The organism is Streptomyces siamensis, from assembly GCF_039543605.1.
GTDB lineage: Bacteria > Actinomycetota > Actinomycetes > Streptomycetales > Streptomycetaceae > Streptomyces > Streptomyces siamensis.
This window is the reverse complement of sequence record NZ_BAABKB010000021.1, coordinates 340,170-356,830: the sequence shown is the minus strand read 5'-3', so window position 1 is coordinate 356,830 and position 16,661 is coordinate 340,170. Positions and strand designations below refer to the sequence as shown.

Here is a 16,661-nt window from a genome sequence, read left to right as displayed (position 1 = left end):
TGACCTGGGGTCAAACAACCACGGAGCAGATCGCCACAACCATTGGTTGTGGCCATAGGGTGTCGGTATGGACCTCGACACCGTCCGGACCTTCGTCACCGCCGCCGACGCGGGACGGTTCCAGGAGGCCGCCGCCGAGCTGGCGGTCAGCCAGCAGGCCGTCTCCAAGCGCATCGCCGCGCTGGAGCGCGACCTCGGTGTGCGGCTGTTCACCCGCACACCGCGCGGCGCCGAGCTCACCATCGACGGGCAGGCGTTCCTGCCCCACGCGCGCGAGCTGCTGCGCGTCGCCGAGCGCGCCGTCGCGTCCGTGCGTACCGGCCGCCGTCCGCTGCGCGTCGACGTGATCGCCTCGCGCGGTGCGGCGTCGGGTCTGATGCGTGGATTCCACCGCGCGTACCCCGAGATCGAGCTCGACGTGGTGATGCTGCTCGACATCGAGACGGCCGTCACCGCCATCAGGTCCGGTGCGATCGACGCGTCCTTCCGCGCCGTCGCCGCGCCCGACCGGCCTCTGCCCGAGGACATCGAGTCCGTCCGGGTGCTCGACGAGCCGCTCCAGCTCCTCACCGGTCCCGCCCACGCGCTGGCGTCCGCACGATCGGTGACCCTCGCCCAGCTCGCCGGACACCGGATCTGGATGCCAGGCATCGTCCCTCGCAGCGAGTGGGCCGCCTACTACGACGATCTCGTCGCCGAGTTCGGCCTCACCATCGAGGCGACCGGCCCGAACTTCGGTTCCGACGCGCTCCTCGACACCATCGCCGACACCCCGGCCCTGGCCACCTTCATGGGCGGGCAGACCCGCCTGGTCTGGCCCGCCGGCCACGGCCTGCGCCGCATCCCGATCACCGACCCGACACCCGTGTACCCGCACTCGCTCCTCTGGCATCGCGACAACCCCCACCCGGCGCTGACCACACTCCGCGCCCACCTCACCGCCACCGCGGGCGACCACGACGAGGCCGGCACCTGGACGCCGAGCTGGGTCTTTCCGCGCTGAGCGTCGCCGCCGCAGCGCGGAAGGCCCGGACAGCAGCCACCTCGGCGGGTTGCAGCCGTTCCCAAGTGCCCGCTGTGTCAACGGAGTTGGTACGATCCGGCGTTCCCGTCGCCGCCCGACGCCTGGGTGCTCCGGTGAAAATGGCGTGCCGTGCGGCGGCCGTTCATCGACAATCCACGCGTGGCCACCATGAATGTCGACAGGACTGAACGCGGCCTGTCGCGCCGTTCCTCTCCGACCGCGCGGGCCGGAAGCTCCTTCGGCACGATCCCGCCGACGGCGCTGGTTCTGCTGGGCATCGTCAGTGTTCAGGTGGGCTCGGCACTGGCCAAGCACCTGTTCACTGAAGTGGGCAGCTTCGGGACAGTCGCGTTGCGGTTGTTCTTCGCGGCGGCGGTGCTGATGCTGTGGTGGCGACCGTCGCTGCGTATGAGCCGTCGCACGTGGACCGTGGTGCTCGGCTACGGCGTGACGCTCGGCTTGATGAACCTCTGCTTCTATCTGGCGCTGGCGCGGATCCCGCTGGGGATCGCGGTGACCGTCGAGTTCCTCGGGCCGCTGGCGGTGGCTCTGGCCGGGTCGAGGCGATGGCTGGACGCCTTCTGGGCCGTGCTCGCGGCGGGCGGTGTGGTGCTGCTGATGGAAGGACGCGGCGACCTCGACCTCGCCGGTCTGCTGTTCGCCCTCGCCGCGGGAACCTGCTGGGGCCTGTACATCCTGGTCGGCGCGGCGTTGGGCCGCCGCACCACGGAAGGCAATGGACTGGCCCTGGGGATGGCCGTGGCGGCGCTGGTGGCTGTGCCGTTCGGGGTGGCCGACAGCGGAACGGCGCTGGCCCAGCCGTGGGTCCTGATCGCGGGACTCGGCGTGGCGCTGTTGTCGTCGGTGATTCCGTACTCGCTGGACCTGGAAGCACTGCGCAAGATCCCACCGCGTGTGTTCGGCATCCTGATGAGCCTCGAACCGGCGACGGCGGCTCTCATCGGACTCGTCGTGCTCCAGGAGTCGCTGCACTGGTCGCAGTGGATCGCGGTGCTGTGCGTGGTGGCCGCGTCGGCAGGCGCCGCACGCGGCAGCCGCCCGGACGCCTGACGCCGTGAACGGAAGACCCGGACGCCTAATGGGAGCTACGGAGCCGGGGAATGCTCGGTTCCGTAGCCGTTAGCAGGTGAGCACTATCGACGCCGGAAGCACTGACTTCTGCGGTCAGACCGTGCCCCTGCTGGTGGCCGGGAGGCCAGACCGCTGATGGGGTGGCGTGCCCGCCCCGTCGGGCGTGAGCACTGGATCCATTAGGCCGCGTGCCGTGCCTTCCGCAGGCTACGCCGCGGTACGAGGAAGGCACTTGGGGAGGGTTTGTTGCTGCTGATCGGTGACGACTGGGCCGAAGACCACCACGATGTCGAGCTCCAGGACGAGAGCGGCCGCAAGCTGGCCACCGCGAACCTGCCCGAAGGCGTGGCAGGCATCGCCAAGCTTCACGAACTCATCGCCCGTCACGGCGGCGAGCTGGAGCCCGCGGAGGTCGTCGTCGGTATCGAGACCGACCGGGGCTCATGGGTGCAGGCTCTGGTGGCCTCCGGCTACCAGGTCTACGCGATCAACCCCCGCCAGGTGGCCCGGTTCAAGGAGCGGTACGCCTCCTCCGGTGCCAAGAGCGACAAGGGTGACGCACATGCACTCGCCGACATGGTCCGCATCGACCGCGACCGGCTGCGGTCGGTGGCCGGGGACAGCGAGGCCGCCCAGGCCGTGAAGGTCGTCGCCCGCGCCCACCAGACACTGATCTGGGAACGTACCCGCACCTTCCAGCGGCTTCGCAGCACGCTGCGCGAGTACTTCCCCGCAGCTCTGGCTGCCTACGCCGATCTCACCTTGACCAGCACCGACGCCCTCGAACTGCTGATCAAAGCACCCACACCGGCTACCGGGGCGAAGCTGACCCGCACCCAGATCACTGCCGTCCTGGCCCGCCACCGCCGACGCAACCGCGACGCGAAAGCGGCCACTGTCCAGACTGCCCTGCGTGAGCGGCAACTCGCTCTGCCCGAGCAGGTCACCGCCGCCTACGCGGCCACCGTGACCGCACACGCCCGGCTGCTCATCGCGCTGAACGAGCAGATCGCCGTGATGGAAGAGCAGGTGAAGGCCCATTTTCTCAAGCACCCGGACGCTGAGATCTACCTCTCGATGCCCGGCATCGCGGAGATCACCGGGGCCCGGGTGCTCGCCGAGTTCGGAGACGACCCCGAGCGGTACGCTTCCGCGAAAGCCCGCAAGAACTATGCCGGCACCAGCCCCGTCACCCGGGCCTCCGGCAAGAGCCACACCGTCCAAGCCCGCTACGTCCGCAACAACCGCCTGGCCGACGCTCTCCAGACCCAAGCCTTCTGCGCGCTGCGGGCCTCACCCGGCGCCCGCCGCTACTACGACAAGCAACGAGCCCGCGAGATCGGCTACAACCCCGCCCTCCGCCAGCTCGGCAACCGTCTCGTCGGCATCCTCCACGGATGCCTCAAAACCCGCACCACCTACGACGAGGCAACCGCGTGGTCACACCACGCCTACCCCCAGCCCGCTTGACACCCCCAACGACATGGGGTGTCTGACCGGCGGGAACGGAACCCGACCACCGGGAAGGAACGGGGCACGCGACTTGGTGGCCGCAGTGGACGCCCGACGTCACCGTCGGCATCCAGTGGCGCGGTGCCGTCACTCGCAGAAGATCTGCACCTTGCCGTCGGGGTCGTCGACGTCGACGGTGAGATCGTCGATCTGCTCGATGAGTTCCTCGAGGTGCTGCGGCTTGAGTTCGGCGAGATCGATCGGTACGCCCGACTGGTTCAACTGCGCGTTGACTTTGGCGCGTGCCTGCGGAGGGATGAGGCTCGTGAGCCGTACCCCGGCGCGCAGCAGTTGGAGCGGGACCCGGATGTTGACCCGGCTCTGCCCGTCGCCGCTCGAGTCGTCCGCCGCGTTCACGACCACGCGCAGATACTTGGGTCGGGCCTTGGCACGGGACTCGGTTCCCTGCGGTGCCTCGGGCTGTTGGCGTTCGAGGGCGTCGATCAGCCGCTCGGCCTCGTCCGCGGTGATCTTGCCCTCGGCCAGCATCTGCAGGACCTGACGGCGCTGCTCGTTCATCGTTGACTCCTTTGTCCTCTGACTCATCTGACGGTTACCAGTACGGCCGTGCGGCCCTGTTCGATCTCGAACCGGGTGCCGGGCAGCGCCCACACCAGGTGTCCGGCGGCGCGCAACGCGCCCACCGGGCTCACCCCGGTGACGCGGCAGACGACCAGTCCGGCCAGGACGGCGTCTCCTTCAGTTTGAGCAAGAAGCGGTGGCGACCTGCAAGAATCGCGGGCGGCCAGGACGATCGGGCGCGGCATCGCATACGCCCCCGCGCCCGATGCGAGCGAGGAGAGAATCAATGACCGGCGCGCACGGAGAAGCGGGCACGGCATCGAGCCCCCTGCCCCTGTCGACGCGCGCTCTCGCTCTGGAGTTCGGGCGAACCCGGCGACTCCTCGCCTCGGGCGAGTGGCACCTCTCCTCAACGGATGCCGAAGCGGTGGCGGCTGTCCTCGCCCGCCTCACCGCCCCGCTTCCGGCCCGACGAGGCGCGGCGGAGCGGACCCGGGCGACGGACGGGGACAGAAGACTTCAACGCATACTCCGGACGACCGTTCACCACCTCGACGCCGGTGCCGTCAGCCCGACCGCCGCGGCTCTCCTGGCCGCCGTCGCCCGTGCGCTGCTGCCTTGGCACGCTGCCCCGAATCCACCGGTCGCGGCCGCGGCCCCCAGGTACGGACCCGTGCCAGGGGCGGCGGAAGGCGCGGCGCCACCGACCGAGGCAGGCGAAGCCCTGCTCCCCGAGCTGACCTCACTGTTCAGCGCCCTCCTCGCGACGAGGGCGCCCGGCACTGCCCCGCTCACACCACCGGTGGAGTCCTGGCAGGCCCGGTACACGGGGAGGTTCCGTCACTACACCAGACCTGCGAGCGGGGTCTGGGCGGCCGACACCGTCGCGTGCCCGGAGTGCGGAGGCAAAGACGGTCCATGGACGGTGACTTGCGACTGGCGTCGGGTCACGCTGGGCTGCCCCTGCGGCACGGTGTACCACCGGCACGGCCTCTCCTTCTCCGAGATGTGGCTCGTGCTGCCGGAGAGCTGACCGACCGAGTACGCCGGTATGGGTCGCGCCTCCGTGCGCGCACCCTTGACGGCCCCCTCGTCGTGGCGACGGATCGAGGCTTCCGCATCGGCTACCGCTTGCCGGCCGTCCCCTCATGACGGTCGAGCTCGGCGAGCAGTCGACGCAGCGATGCCCTGGTGGTGTGGATCTCCTCCTCGGGGATGGCCGCGAAGAGAGTGCGGTGCAGCTGCTCGCTTCTGGCGGTGACCCGGGCGAGCGCATCCGTGCCTGACGGCGTCAGTGTCAGCAGAGGGGAGCCGCGGTGGTCCGGATTCGGGACGTAGGCGGCGAGCCGGAGTTCCACGAGGTCGTTGGCGACGCGCTGGACGTTCTGGCGGCTGACACCGAGGCGCCGGGCGGCCTGGGGCACGGTGAGCGGTTCTTCGGACGCGGCGCTCAGGACCTGCCAGCGAGCTTGGGTGAGCCCCTCCGCACCGGCGGTCCGCTCGCCCAGCCGACGCAGGGCCCCGGCGGCCTCGTACACGTCGGCGATCAGCAGTGCCGCCTCATCGGCCATCGCACACCCCTCCCTTTGACAACACATTGCCAGTCAGACAACATGTTGTCATTGTATCGGATCGGCGCGCCGGGCGAACGGTCGGACGAAGGTCTCCCGGCACCGAGTCCCGGCAGGCATGTCGTCCCGACCGCCGTTCCCCGTCCCGAAAGGCCGAAGAACCATGACCACAGCGATCTCCAACCTCCAATCCGCTCTGGAGCGGGCGGCCGCCGTCCGCCCCGAGGTCGGCGGCTTCCCCTACCTCGCCGAGTCGCTCCGTCAGGCGGGCGTCCTTTGCTGCGCGATGGCGGTGCCGTCCAATGCGATGCTCTACCGGACCGACGCCGGTCCCATCGCCGTCCAGGGCGAACCGCTGATCACCGGGATGGCGGACGTCGCACCGTTCGACCGGCAGGCCCTGGTCGGCGCGCTGCGCGCCGACCAGGCGGGCGAGACCACGTTCCCCGAGTTCCTCCAGGGCTGCTGGCAGGCCGGAGTCGTCCGGTACGACGTCGACCTGGGCGCCCGCACGTGCACCTACTACGGCGCCGACGGGGACAGCTACACCGAGAGCTACCCCTCGGTCGAGATCTGACCGTGCGCCGTCGGGCCCCTGAGTCGGCGCCGCCCGGGGCGAGGGCGGACGTACTCCAGCCGTACTGGCGATCAGGCCGGGGCGGCGAGGTGCCTGCCCTCGGGCAGGTGGTCGGGGAGACCGAAGACCGGGAAGAGCCGTCCGGAGTCGCGGAAGGCCACGATGCCCGTGATGCGGTCGCCGGAGAACTCGAGGACCTGTAGAGCCCACGGCACGTAGCCGGTTCCGTCCGGGTCGGGGCGGTACTGGCCGAAGGCAGGACTGCCGTTCGCGGTCGTGGGGACCATGCGGGAGCCCCGGCAATCTACGGCCGGACCGGTCAGCCACGCCTGGATGTCGGAGACTCCGCGCATCCACTTCGCGTACGGCGGCAGGCACATGGTGGCGTCCACATGGAGGAGCATGCTCAACTCTTCCATGTCGTACCGGGAAAAGGCCGTGGCGTACCGCTGGGCCAGCACCCGGCGAACGGCGTCGGACGGCTCGGGCGCCGGGTCACCCGCGGAGTCCCGGTGCGCGGACAGTGTCGAACGGGCCCGCTGCAGGGCGCTGTTGGCCGAGGCGACGGTGGAGCCGTGCAGATCGGCGACCTCGCGGGCCGAGAAGCCCAGCACATCCCGCAGGATCAGGGTCGCCCGCTGCTTGGGCGGCAGGCACTGGAGCGCCGCGACGAACGCCAGCCGCACCGACTCGCCGACCGCCACGGCCGTCTCCGGATCGCCGGCCGGACAGGGCTCGATCCACAGCGCGGCATCCTCCAGGGTCCCCGGCGGGGTCGCACCGTCCGCCGGACCGGCCAGATCCATCGGCAGGGCCCGCCGGTTGCCGGAGGCCAGGGCGTCCAGGCACACGTTCGTGGCGATCCGGTACACCCACGACCGCAGTGACGACCGCCCCTCGAACCGCTCGATGCCCCGCCACGCCCGTACCAGCGTCTCCTGCACGGCGTCCTCGGCCTCGGCGTACGCGCCCAGCATCCGATAGCAGTAGCCGGTCAGTTCACCCCGGTACGCATCGAGCGCCTCCGCCGTCGCGTCTGCCGCCCCGGTGTCCCCCACGCCCCGCACCTTTCGAAGAGAAGTCCCAGGCCACCGGCCTGGATCATCGTCACTGATACCAGTCGTCCCGTCGACGCGGTCACGGTGCTGCCGACTCATGTCCTCCGGGAGGCACCTACCGCCGGAGCACGCCCCTCGACGCCGAGTGCGCCCCCACCGGAACAAAGTACGTGTCTCTGTCGGCTGCGGCTCTTACGGCTGACGTGGGGCATGGAGGCTTGGCCGCCAGGTCCGGTGTCGACGTGACGACCTGCTGCGCAGGAACGTCTCGAAGAAGATGTGGCGCGATGTCGAGAACGGCCTGGCGGCTCCGTCCCAGGGGCAGATGCGGCCACCATGGCCTTACCCACCGAGGAGACCCACCATGACGATCCAGCGGATGGACAACGTCCTCATCGTTGTCGCCGACCTTGACGCCGTCATCGCCTTCTTCGTCGAACTCGGCATGGAGCTGGAAGGCAGGATGCGGCTCGAGGAGCGTTGGGTGGAGCGCGTCATCGGGGTCGACGACGTCCGGCAGGAGATCGCCATGCTGCGGACCCCGGACGGCCACGGCCGAATCGAGCTGGCGATGTTCCACACCCCGGAGGCGATCAGCGCCGAGCCGAAGGACGCGCCGGCGAACACACTGGGCATCCGTCGCGTCATGTTCGCCGTCGACGACATCGATGACGTCATCGCCCGCCTGCGCACCCACGGTGCCGAACTCGTCGGCGAGGTGGCGCAGTTCGAGGACATCTATCGCCTCTGCTACGTCCGCGGTCCCGAGGGCATCGTCGTCGGACTGGCCGAACAGCTCGACTGACGGCACCCGGCTCTCATCGCCCCGGTGGCCGACGTCGGCGTGCCGAGCGCCCAGGTCGCGCCGGCGACGGACCTCTTCGTCCCGCTCCCTTTCGGTCGGATCGACGTCGATGAGCGGGGCGCACCGCATGGAGCAACAACTCTCGTCCGGAAGGGGGTTGTCGACCGTGCCGGCCGTGTCCGCCATGGATCGGCGCGGTCGGCGCGAACGTTCGGCGCCGTGGCCGCGTCACAGAGGCGGACCACCGCGAAGGAGGACTACATGAGCGTCCACCGTCCCCGACCACGCGCCGCGCTTCCCGTCGTCGTACTCACCGGCGCACTGGTGTGGTCGACCTCGGCCTGCGGCAACGACGCTGTCACGGGCTCGGCCCGACAGGAGACCACGGTGAACACCTGGAAGGAACCCTCCTCCTACAGCTACACACTGGAGTCGAGCGAGGGCGAGCGCTCCCTGATCGGAACGTTCCGGATCACGGTGCGAGGCGGAAAGGTGTCCCAGGCCGTGGGCCTCGACGACAGCGGACGCCGCGTGGTGAAAGGCATGCCCGACGAGGTGCCGACCATCGGCTCCTTGCTCGAGCAGGTGGACCAGGCCCGACGCGACCACGCGGACACGGCCGAGGTGGCGTACGCGGCGGACGGTCATCCCGCGCGGATCTCGCTCGACTGGGACGAGAACGCCATCGACGACGAAGCCCGGTACGTCATCAGCGCGTACCGCGCGGCCTGAGCCGACTCGAGCCCTGCCCGCCACCCGCCGTGCTCCTCGCGGCCGTCGCAGAAGCCGATGTCGGCCCCGTACCCCTGAGACCGGACCCTGCCGGATGCTTCGGCGGTCGGTCTCAAGGGCGGGGCGTCATCAGGGCCGCGGCCTCACGGACAGGGCGTCGTCAGGAGGGCTTGGCGGTCGCGCGGCGACGACGTACGGCCAGGACCAGGCCGCCGCCGAGAGCGACAGTGGCAGCCGCGGCTGCTGCGATGAGCGGAGTGCCGTCGGAGCCGGTGCTGGCCAGGTTGCCGTCGACGGAACCGGTGGTGGAGCTCCCACCCGTCGAGGTGCCGGTCGAGGTCGAGCCGGTACTGCCCGTACCGCCGCCCGATCCGCCGGTGGACTGGCCCTCGTGGTGGTTGCCGCCGCCCGTGGTCGAGCCTGCGTCGGTCGAACCGCCGCCGGTGGAGGAGCCGCCCGTGGTGGGGTCCTCCTCGTTGTCGGTGGGGATGGCGACGCGGATCGTGTCCTTGTCGTTGGCGGGGTTCTTGTCGAAGAACGGGTGGATGTCGTAGGCGGAGGTCGCCTTCACCCAGCCCGTGGTGGTCCGTGCGTCGTCGTCGATGCTCAGCATGAACGTGAACAAGAGCTCCTCGCCGACGTCCATGGTGTAGTCGGCGGGCCAGCAGACGTAGGTGGACTTGCCCGGCGTGCCCCCGGGAGCGTTCGGGCCGTCGATCCCGAACGGAGCGCATTCCTTGGGGACTTCGGTGGCGACGGTGTCCTTGGGGATCCGGACCATGAGCGCCGTCTGGTCGTCGCTCTCCTGGTTCTGGATCCAGCCGGGGCCCTCGTTGCGGAGCCTGACGGTGATGGACTGACGGTTGCCCGCGAGGGCTTCGGTGTCCTCGCCGACGGCGGCGAGGTCGGCCGAGCTGTCGGCGGTCAGGGTCAGCCGTCGGTGACTGTCGCTGAAGCCTTCGCCCGGCTCCTCACCGGTGGCCGAGGTGCCGTACTGGACGGCCTCCATCAACGCGTTGGGCAGCGCCTTGAACCGCACCGGGGTCTCGATGGAAGCGCCAGGTTCTATGACGGTGTCGAGCTCGCACAGGGCCTGCCTGACCTGGTCCTGGACGGTCGAGTAGGTGCAGCCCTCGACCTCCTCGGGGAAGTCGAGCCCTCGCGTCAGCCGGACCCTGAACGTGACGCCGTCCGCTGCCGCGGTGCCCTTGTTGGTGATGGCGACGGACTTGTCGTACACCTCACCGGGCTTGGGCGAGGTGCGAGGCAGGCTCGAGATCACCAGTGAGGGCTCGCCCTCCTCGGCATGCGCCGGGGAAGCGACGACCGCGGGTGCGACCGCGGCGATCGCGGCAGCGGCCACGCAGGCCGCCGACACGCGGAGGTGCGAGGTGCGAATGTGCTGGCGCACGGATGGGTCTCCTCGTCGGAACAGGAAGCAAGGCGACCGGAGGTTCGCCATCCGGTCACGTCTTGGACACCTGGACGGCCTCAAGGGTTGTGCCGCTGTTCGAGGAGAGGGAGAGGAGGGATCCGAAGCGAGGGGAAGAGATCGGAGGGCGTGGCGGGGTCGAGTGGGGAGCCCCGGACGGTCGCGCACGGCGACAAGCGTCCAGGCCTCTGGTCGGCGGCAGCCGGCCGGCTGCCGCCGAGCCCTGGGAGTGTCGGGGTTCCCGCCCCTCCCGGCGACGCCTTCAGGCGGCCGGTCGATCCGCCCAGGCCTGCTCCAGCGCTCGGGTGAACCCCTCCGGCGCCTGGACACCGCTCACCCCGTAGCGCCGGTTCAGTACGAAGAAGGGCACACCGGTGGCGCCCAGTTCGGCCGCCAGTCGCTCGTCGGCCCGGACCTCCGCGGCGAACGCGTCCGGATTCTCGAGCACTTCCCGTGCCTCCGCGGCATCGAGCCCCGCCTCGACGGCCAGACTCTGCTGTGTCCGCCTGTCGTACACCGAACGCTCCTCCGCGAAGTTCGCCCGGAAGGCGACGTCCATCAACTCGGCCTGCCGGCCATGCGTCTTGGCGAAGTGGGCGAGCCGGTGCAGGTCGAAGGTGTTCCCGAAGACACGGCCGCCGATGCGGTACTCCAGTCCCACCTCCCGCGCCATGGCCGCGGCCTGCTCCTCCCGGGCGACCTGCTGCTCACGGGTGCGCCCGTACTGGGCGGCGACCGCGTCGATGATCGGCACGTCACCGTCGGAGGCCTCGGGGTTCAGTTCGAAGGAGCGGTGGACGACCTCCACGTGGTCACGGTGGGCGAACGCTGCGAGCCCTCGATCGAAGCGAGCCCTGCCGACGTAGCACCAGGGGCAGGCGATATCGGTCCATATTTCGACACGCATGTTCAACATCTCCTTGCGTTTACGCGGTAACGCTCTGCGATCAGACGCTTTCACCGCCGGGACGGCCCGGTTGGCCGGTTCCAATATAGACGACCGACCATCTATTTCGAACGTCTCGCACTGCGGCCACACCGCCACTCCCCCCGCGACTCGCGAGGAGCAACGGGGAATAGCGACTCTCCACCCACTGTTGGTGCAGGCATTAGACAGATCTGTCTAATGCCTGGGTGAGAGCCCTTGCACCAGTCTCGAAAGTGACCCATGAGTTCTGCATCCACAGCCCAAGCCGGTGCCCCCGCGAACCGCCCGGCCGCGTCCAGTCCCGCGCACGCCCGCGCAAGGAAGCCGCTGCTGGGGCCGCTGGCCTCCGTCGGCCTGCTGGCCTCGATCCTCGTGTCACTCCTGGCCGCGTCGAGCGCGCCGACACCGCTCTACGCGATCTACCAACAGCACTGGGGCTTCTCCCCCATCACTGTGACGGTCGTCTTCGGCGTCTACGCCGTGGCCGTGCTGGCCTCCCTCCTGGTCTTCGGCAAGATCTCCGACCATGTGGGCCGACGGCCGGTTCTCGTGGCAGCGCTGCTGGGCCAGGTCGTTGCGATGGTCGTGTTCCTCACCGCCACCGGAGTGGGAGGACTGCTGGCCGCCCGTATCGTCCAAGGCCTGAGTACCGGCGCAGCGGTCGGCGCGATCGGCGCCGGGATGCTCGACATCGACCCACGCCGCGGCGGCTTCCTGAATTCCTTCGCACCGGCGATCGGGACCGCCAGTGGCGCCCTGGTGTCCGGTGTGATCGTCCAGTACCTGCCCGCGCCCACGCACCTCGTCTACGTCGTGTTGCTCGCGGTCTTCGTCCTTCAGGCACTGGCCGTGCTCGCTCTGCGCGAGTCGGTGAGCCGGAAGCCGGGCGCGCTGGCCAGCATGGCGCCCGAGATCAAGCTGCCCGCGGCCGCGCGCACCCCGGTGGCCATCGCCGCCCCCGTGCTGTTCGCGGTGTGGGCACTGACCGGCCTGTACGCCGCGCTGGGACCGGCCATCGTCAGGACTCTGGAGCACTCCGACTCCGTCGTGTGGGGCGGGCTGCCGCTGTTCGTGCTCGCCGGCTCCGCGGCGCTGGCCGTGGTGTTCCTGCGCCGGACCGCGACGCAGACGGTCATGCTGATCGGCATCGGCACGCTGGTCGTCGGGGTGACGATCACCTTGGCGTCGATCGCCTCCGGCGCGGGTGGCGTGGTCTCCGTGGCCGGATTCTTCCTGGGTGGCGCGATCTCCGGCTTCGGCTTCGGCAGTGGCTTCCAGGGAGGCATCCGCATGGTGATGCCTCAGGTCGCCCCGCACGAGCGAGCCGGCGTGCTGTCCCTGCTGTATGTCGTGTGCTACCTGGGTCTGGGTGTTCCCGCAGTCATCGGCGGCATACTGGTCGTGCACGGCGGCGGGCTCGTGGAGACCGCCCGGGAGTACGGAGCCGCGGTCATCGCGCTGGCGCTCATAGCCCTGACCGGGCTCGTGGTCAGCGGCCGTCGCGCGGAGCGGGTCTCAGTGGTCCGGTCGCACCCCGAGCCCCGCGCAGTCGTGGCCGCCACGCAGAGCCCGTGTGTGGCGGAAGTCGCCGCACAGGCGGAGTGAACCGGGCCGTACGAAACAGGTGAGACGAGTGGCTACCAGGACCGTGCCAAAGGCGTCCGCACGACAGCGCCTGCTCGACGCAGCCGACGAGCTCTTCTACAGCGAAGGCATACAGACCGTCGGCATCGACCGTGTCATCGAGCACGCCGGCGTCGCCAAGGCATCTCTCTACAACACCTTTCGGAGCAAAGAGGGACTGGTCTGCGCCTATCTCGACCTGCGCAGCACGCGCATTCAGGAGCGGATCACCCGGACGCTGGCCCGCTGCCGGACCCCACGCGAGCGGCTGCTGGGAATCTTCGACGCCCAGGGCGAGGCGTTCGCCGAACCCAGCTACCGGGGCTGTGCCTTCATGCGGGCCACCGCCGAGGCCCCGGACGACGGTTCGGTCAGGCGAGTCGCCGAGGGGCACCGGGCGTGGCTGCGCGGCCTGTTCACCGAACTGGCCACCGAGGCCGGATATGCCGATCCCGAGGCCCTCGCCCGCCAACTGCACTGTCTCTACGACGGTGCCGCCCACTCCGCGCGCATGGACCGTGACCTCTCGGCCGCCGCCACCGCTCGCGCCGCCGCGGCGGTCCTCGTGGACGCGGCGCCTCTCGCCGAGCCCGCCGCGTCCGAAGGACTCCTCACCGGCGGGCCCGCCGAACCAACGGCGTGAGCAGGGCGGTTGCCCACGCACGGGTTGATCGGCAACACCGGGGAGAAGTGGCGTGACGCCCGGCGGCCGGTGTCACTGGCCGCCGGCGGGCGCTCTCCCGCCGCCATCGGATCCCACCGACGGGCAGTTCGGCCACGGCACATACGGCCGCTTCACGGGCCGACTCATGAACCGGCGCACACGCCCGAGGGATGAGCTGATGCGTCTGCCGGGGTCAGCGAATGGACTTCGCCCAGCGTTTCGCCTCTCGGTAGGCTTCGAAGACCCGCCGGTCGGTGCTGCCGAAATGCTTGGCGCAGTCCTCGGCCAACTGGTCGTAGAGCAAGGCGGCGCCGCGGGCGTCACCCGACTCCCCTGTCAGCCTGGCGTGTTCTGATCGGGCATCCAGAACGTGCGGGTCCATGGCACGCGAGCCGGCATGGTCCAGCCGGATCAGCCGTTCGAGCCGTTGGATCTCCGCCACGTGCCGGCGGTCGACGTGCGGCTCCCCGCGGCTGAGTGGAATCGTCTCCAGTTCCTCGACCAGTCGGAGGACGGCACGGGCATCGATCGGGCGGGCTCCTGGTGCCTTTTCCAGCAGGCGGCGGACAAGCACCTCGAGCGCTTCTGGGACACCAGGGCGGGAATCGGCGAGCGGCATGGGTGTACGTGTGCAGTGGGCATTGGTGATCGCCTCCAGGGTGACGCACTGAGCGAACGGCGTGGCACCGGTGAGCATCTCGTACAGCACGCAGCCGAGCGCGTAGAGGTCCGCGGCCGGCGTGACGCGCTCGCCACGGAACTGTTCCGGCGACATGTACTGCAGAGTGCCGCGCACCTTGTAGGAGGCGGTGGCATCGACGAAGCGAGCGATGCCGAAATCGACGATCTTCACTCCCGTTTCGCCGTCGAGCAGCACGTTGGCCGGTTTGATGTCCTGGTGAGTGACCCCTTGGTCATGGATGTCGGAGAGCCCTTTGCAGATCTCCTTGGTCCAACGCGCCGTCTGTTCCAGGGTGAGGTGCCGCCCGCGTCCCACATGAGCCGAGAGTGGTTCACCGTCGACGAGCTCCATGATGATGAATGGCATGTCACCGTGCCGGTCGATGTCGAATACGCGGACCGTCCGACTGGAGGTGCGCAGGTTGGCCAGGATCCGAGCCTCTTTGGCGGCTCTCTCCCGGTCGGCGTGAGAGCTTTTGTCGAACATCTTCAGCGCAACGGGCGCGTTGAGGACGCGGTCGAGTCCCCGCCACACGGATCCTTGGCCGCCGCTGCCGATCAGGCTGATGAGTTCGAAGCGTTTGTTGAGGATCTGACCCGGCTGCATGCTCACCCTGCCATCGGGTTCCAGGCGCGCAATTCCGTCAGTCGTGCGGCGTTGGCGTCCCATTCGGTCAAGAACCGGTGCCATTCATCCAACACGTCAGGGAGTTGCTGCCGAGCCTGTAGGAGTCGGCGCTCCCCTTCCTGCTGGCACGTCTGTCGCGCCGCCGGGACCCTCTTCAGCTCGAACAGGCCCCACACACAGACGCCGAGGCCCACCAGGGCGAGCAGCACCGCCGAGCCGCCGTTGAGGAGGAAGGGGGCCGCAACCATGACGCCCAGGCCTGCGACGCCTCCACCGACGAGCCTGGGCGCGGAGTGACGTATGGCGTTCGCCCGCATCTCCGTGCCGGCGGTGATCTCCTTGGACAGCGTCTCCTCGATGCTGTTCAGGTCAATGCGGTGCGCTCGGCTGGTCGGCAGGGGGACCGGACAGCCTTCGATCTTCACGGTGACGGTCGGCCTTCGGGACTGCAACGAGCTGTCGGTCATTGCCTCCACCGCGAGCTGGAGTCTGGACCACACGAGGGTGAGGGCGAGCCGGCGTGCCCGTTGGCCAAGGCCGACGAGACTCGGTTTGAAGACTGCGTTGTCGAGCAAAGTGGCGAAGTCCATGACCTCGGCGTCCACTTGCTGTCTCCGTTCGTGCTCCTCCCTGGCCGCTGCGTCGTCGGCGTCGTGGGCGATGAGTGTTTTGAGCGACTCCTCCCGCGAGAGCAACCGTGCCTCGTCGGGCTCAGGATGCTGGATCAGGCGTTCGAGAGCGCGGTCGATGTGGTGGGGCGGCGCGGTGGGCTCCGCTTCGCCGTCGAGCGTGAACTCGCCCTGCAAATGGACAAGGACTCGTCCCGGGACAGTGGCCTGCTCCCATCCCGTCTGCAGGGCGGCCCAGTCCGTCGCTCCCACGGCCTGGACCAGGCGGGGGTAACGGCCTGGAGGAAGTGGCTCGACGAGCGCGCGCAGGTGAGGCGCCCATCGCCCCAGACTCGCCCGGACGGCGTCGGGTCCTTCGGTGGCCTCAGCTCCCCAGCGGTCCATGGCCCGTCGGGCGAAGCTCCATGCGCGGTCGCCGAGTTCTCTGCCCGCGACCGCGTCCAGGACCACGAAGAAGTCCCGCCCGAGCCGCTGGGGGTCGAGCTTGGTCAGATACATGTCCATCCAGGTGCCGGCCGCGACATGGTCCTTCGCGCGCGCGGCGGCCAGCGCGAAGAAGAGGCGGGCTTTGGCAGGGCTCAAGGACACCGCCTGTGTCTCGGCTGCATCGCTCCACACGCTGTCCCCGTCGTAGCCCGCCGCGACGGCACGCAGAGCGTGGGACAGCCAGAAGCCCGGGTCGAATACCGCCTGTTGTTCGACGACCTGCGCCAGATACTGGGTACGGGAGACACCGCGTGTGGGCAGATCCGGACTGAGTTCGTGGACGAGGCCCCGTGCGAGGGCGCGGATCTCCTCACGCTTGCCGAACTTCTTGTCCCAGCTGCGCTGCAGCTGAAGGAGTTCGAAGTTCGCCTTGACTGCTTCGTGCCGCCGCTCCGTCAGGGCCTTGTGTTCGGTGAACTCCGCTACATGCTGTCCCAGTTGTGCGCCGATGCGGCCGGTCTCCGCGCTCACTTCGCCGAGGCTGTTCTTCAGACCGTCCGTCGTACGATCGAGGTCATCGAGTCGCGAACCGAGAGTGCCGTAGCGGTCGCGCAGTTCCAGTTCGAGGCGATTGTGCCGCTGCTGCTGGGCGATGCGCCACCGCTCCAACTGCTCGCCGAAATCCTGCGATTCACTCTCACGCTTGGGCTCGTCTTCCATGCCCGTCCCCCGTGACGCTCCGCGGCCGTTGCCCGTA

At 69.4% G+C, this 16,661-nt stretch carries 16 protein-coding genes; 8 read left to right on the top strand and 8 right to left on the bottom strand.

Annotated features, from left to right (window positions below; translation table 11 throughout):
- The first annotated feature begins 67 nt into the window (after positions 1-67).
- The 3 genes from ABEB03_RS26050 to ABEB03_RS26040 all read left to right on the top strand — a co-directional run bounded on the left by ABEB03_RS26050 (position 68) and on the right by ABEB03_RS26040 (position 3,586).
- The gene (locus tag ABEB03_RS26050) at positions 68-1,003 is read left to right on the top strand and encodes a LysR family transcriptional regulator (RefSeq protein WP_345654218.1); all 936 of its coding nucleotides are present in this window, start codon (positions 68-70) and stop codon (positions 1,001-1,003) included.
- A 189-nt stretch (positions 1,004-1,192) separates the two neighbouring features.
- Positions 1,193-2,095 (top strand): EamA family transporter, encoded by a 903-nt coding sequence (locus tag ABEB03_RS26045; RefSeq protein WP_345654769.1) that lies wholly within the window; start codon positions 1,193-1,195, stop codon positions 2,093-2,095.
- A gap of 267 nt (positions 2,096-2,362) precedes the next feature.
- Entirely contained in the window at positions 2,363-3,586 is a 1,224-nt protein-coding gene (locus ABEB03_RS26040; RefSeq protein ID WP_345654216.1) for an IS110 family RNA-guided transposase, read from the top strand.
- A 129-nt stretch (positions 3,587-3,715) separates the two neighbouring features.
- Here ABEB03_RS26040 and ABEB03_RS26035 read toward each other — a convergent pair whose 3' ends face one another.
- The 3 genes from ABEB03_RS26035 to ABEB03_RS26025 form a co-directional block, all read right to left on the bottom strand.
- Complete coding sequence (locus ABEB03_RS26035) at positions 3,716-4,147, bottom strand: SHOCT-like domain-containing protein (RefSeq protein ID WP_345654212.1); 432 nt, start codon at positions 4,145-4,147, stop codon at positions 3,716-3,718.
- A gap of 23 nt (positions 4,148-4,170) precedes the next feature.
- Complete coding sequence (locus ABEB03_RS26030; RefSeq protein WP_345654209.1) at positions 4,171-4,395, bottom strand: hypothetical protein; 225 nt, start codon at positions 4,393-4,395, stop codon at positions 4,171-4,173.
- Positions 4,396-5,274: 879 nt separating this feature from the next.
- Positions 5,275-5,721 carry a MarR family winged helix-turn-helix transcriptional regulator gene (locus ABEB03_RS26025; RefSeq protein WP_345654206.1) on the bottom strand — a complete coding sequence of 149 codons (447 nt, stop codon included), beginning with the start codon at positions 5,719-5,721 and terminating at the stop codon, positions 5,275-5,277.
- A 163-nt stretch (positions 5,722-5,884) separates the two neighbouring features.
- On the opposite strand from ABEB03_RS26025, the gene ABEB03_RS26020 reads away from it, so the two are divergent.
- Positions 5,885-6,298: a DUF1398 family protein gene (locus ABEB03_RS26020; RefSeq protein ID WP_345654203.1), complete on the top strand. Its 414-nt coding sequence runs from the start codon at positions 5,885-5,887 to the stop codon at positions 6,296-6,298.
- Between the two features lie 71 nt (positions 6,299-6,369).
- Here ABEB03_RS26020 and ABEB03_RS26015 read toward each other — a convergent pair whose 3' ends face one another.
- A complete protein-coding gene (locus ABEB03_RS26015; protein WP_345654200.1) occupies positions 6,370-7,356 on the bottom strand; it encodes a sigma-70 family RNA polymerase sigma factor in 987 nt (328 codons plus the stop codon).
- A gap of 364 nt (positions 7,357-7,720) precedes the next feature.
- On the opposite strand from ABEB03_RS26015, the gene ABEB03_RS26010 reads away from it, so the two are divergent.
- Together ABEB03_RS26010 and ABEB03_RS26005 are read left to right on the top strand one after the other, a co-directional pair.
- Complete coding sequence (locus ABEB03_RS26010) at positions 7,721-8,161, top strand: VOC family protein (RefSeq protein ID WP_345654197.1); 441 nt, start codon at positions 7,721-7,723, stop codon at positions 8,159-8,161.
- Positions 8,162-8,422: 261 nt separating this feature from the next.
- Positions 8,423-8,893 carry a DUF6174 domain-containing protein gene (locus ABEB03_RS26005; protein WP_345654194.1) on the top strand — a complete coding sequence of 157 codons (471 nt, stop codon included), beginning with the start codon at positions 8,423-8,425 and terminating at the stop codon, positions 8,891-8,893.
- Positions 8,894-9,053: 160 nt separating this feature from the next.
- On the opposite strand, the gene ABEB03_RS26000 is transcribed toward ABEB03_RS26005, so the two are convergent.
- Positions 9,054-10,304 (bottom strand): LPXTG cell wall anchor domain-containing protein, encoded by a 1,251-nt coding sequence (locus ABEB03_RS26000; RefSeq protein ID WP_345654191.1) that lies wholly within the window; start codon positions 10,302-10,304, stop codon positions 9,054-9,056.
- Between the two features lie 283 nt (positions 10,305-10,587).
- Positions 10,588-11,232, bottom strand: coding sequence for a DsbA family oxidoreductase (locus tag ABEB03_RS25995; RefSeq protein WP_345654188.1), 645 nt, complete (start codon positions 11,230-11,232; stop codon positions 10,588-10,590).
- Positions 11,233-11,493: 261 nt separating this feature from the next.
- Here ABEB03_RS25995 and ABEB03_RS25990 point away from each other — a divergent pair, with 261 nt between their 5' ends.
- Together ABEB03_RS25990 and ABEB03_RS25985 are read left to right on the top strand one after the other, a co-directional pair.
- Entirely contained in the window at positions 11,494-12,858 is a 1,365-nt protein-coding gene (locus ABEB03_RS25990) for an MFS transporter (protein WP_345654186.1), read from the top strand.
- 28 nt (positions 12,859-12,886) lie between these two features.
- On the top strand, positions 12,887-13,519 hold the full coding sequence (locus ABEB03_RS25985; protein WP_345654183.1) for a TetR/AcrR family transcriptional regulator: 633 nt from the start codon (positions 12,887-12,889) through the stop codon (positions 13,517-13,519).
- A gap of 214 nt (positions 13,520-13,733) precedes the next feature.
- On the opposite strand, the gene ABEB03_RS25980 is transcribed toward ABEB03_RS25985, so the two are convergent.
- Both ABEB03_RS25980 and ABEB03_RS25975 read right to left on the bottom strand, forming a co-directional pair.
- Positions 13,734-14,828, bottom strand: a complete 1,095-nt coding sequence (locus tag ABEB03_RS25980) for a serine/threonine-protein kinase (RefSeq protein ID WP_345654766.1) — start codon at positions 14,826-14,828, stop codon at positions 13,734-13,736.
- A gap of 2 nt (positions 14,829-14,830) precedes the next feature.
- Positions 14,831-16,624 carry a hypothetical protein gene (locus ABEB03_RS25975; RefSeq protein WP_345654180.1) on the bottom strand — a complete coding sequence of 598 codons (1,794 nt, stop codon included), beginning with the start codon at positions 16,622-16,624 and terminating at the stop codon, positions 14,831-14,833.
- Between the last annotated feature and the right edge of the window lie 37 nt (positions 16,625-16,661).

Bases quoted from the DNA above. Each gene is read 5' to 3' on its own strand.
- ABEB03_RS26010 (WP_345654197.1), top strand. From the start codon at position 7,721: ATGACGATCCAGCGGATGGACAACGTCCTCATCGTTGTCGCCGACCTT.
- ABEB03_RS25980 (WP_345654766.1), bottom strand. From the start codon at position 14,828: ATGCAGCCGGGTCAGATCCTCAACAAACGCTTCGAACTCATCAGCCTG.
- ABEB03_RS26025 (WP_345654206.1), bottom strand. From the start codon at position 5,721: ATGGCCGATGAGGCGGCACTGCTGATCGCCGACGTGTACGAGGCCGCC.
- ABEB03_RS26050 (WP_345654218.1), top strand. From the start codon at position 68: ATGGACCTCGACACCGTCCGGACCTTCGTCACCGCCGCCGACGCGGGA.
- ABEB03_RS26020 (WP_345654203.1), top strand. From the start codon at position 5,885: ATGACCACAGCGATCTCCAACCTCCAATCCGCTCTGGAGCGGGCGGCC.
- ABEB03_RS25975 (WP_345654180.1), bottom strand. From the start codon at position 16,624: ATGGAAGACGAGCCCAAGCGTGAGAGTGAATCGCAGGATTTCGGCGAG.
- ABEB03_RS25990 (WP_345654186.1), top strand. From the start codon at position 11,494: ATGAGTTCTGCATCCACAGCCCAAGCCGGTGCCCCCGCGAACCGCCCG.
- ABEB03_RS25995 (WP_345654188.1), bottom strand. From the start codon at position 11,232: ATGCGTGTCGAAATATGGACCGATATCGCCTGCCCCTGGTGCTACGTC.
- ABEB03_RS26045 (WP_345654769.1), top strand. From the start codon at position 1,193: ATGAATGTCGACAGGACTGAACGCGGCCTGTCGCGCCGTTCCTCTCCG.
- ABEB03_RS26030 (WP_345654209.1), bottom strand. From the start codon at position 4,395: ATGCCGCGCCCGATCGTCCTGGCCGCCCGCGATTCTTGCAGGTCGCCA.
- ABEB03_RS26005 (WP_345654194.1), top strand. From the start codon at position 8,423: ATGAGCGTCCACCGTCCCCGACCACGCGCCGCGCTTCCCGTCGTCGTA.
- ABEB03_RS26035 (WP_345654212.1), bottom strand. From the start codon at position 4,147: ATGAACGAGCAGCGCCGTCAGGTCCTGCAGATGCTGGCCGAGGGCAAG.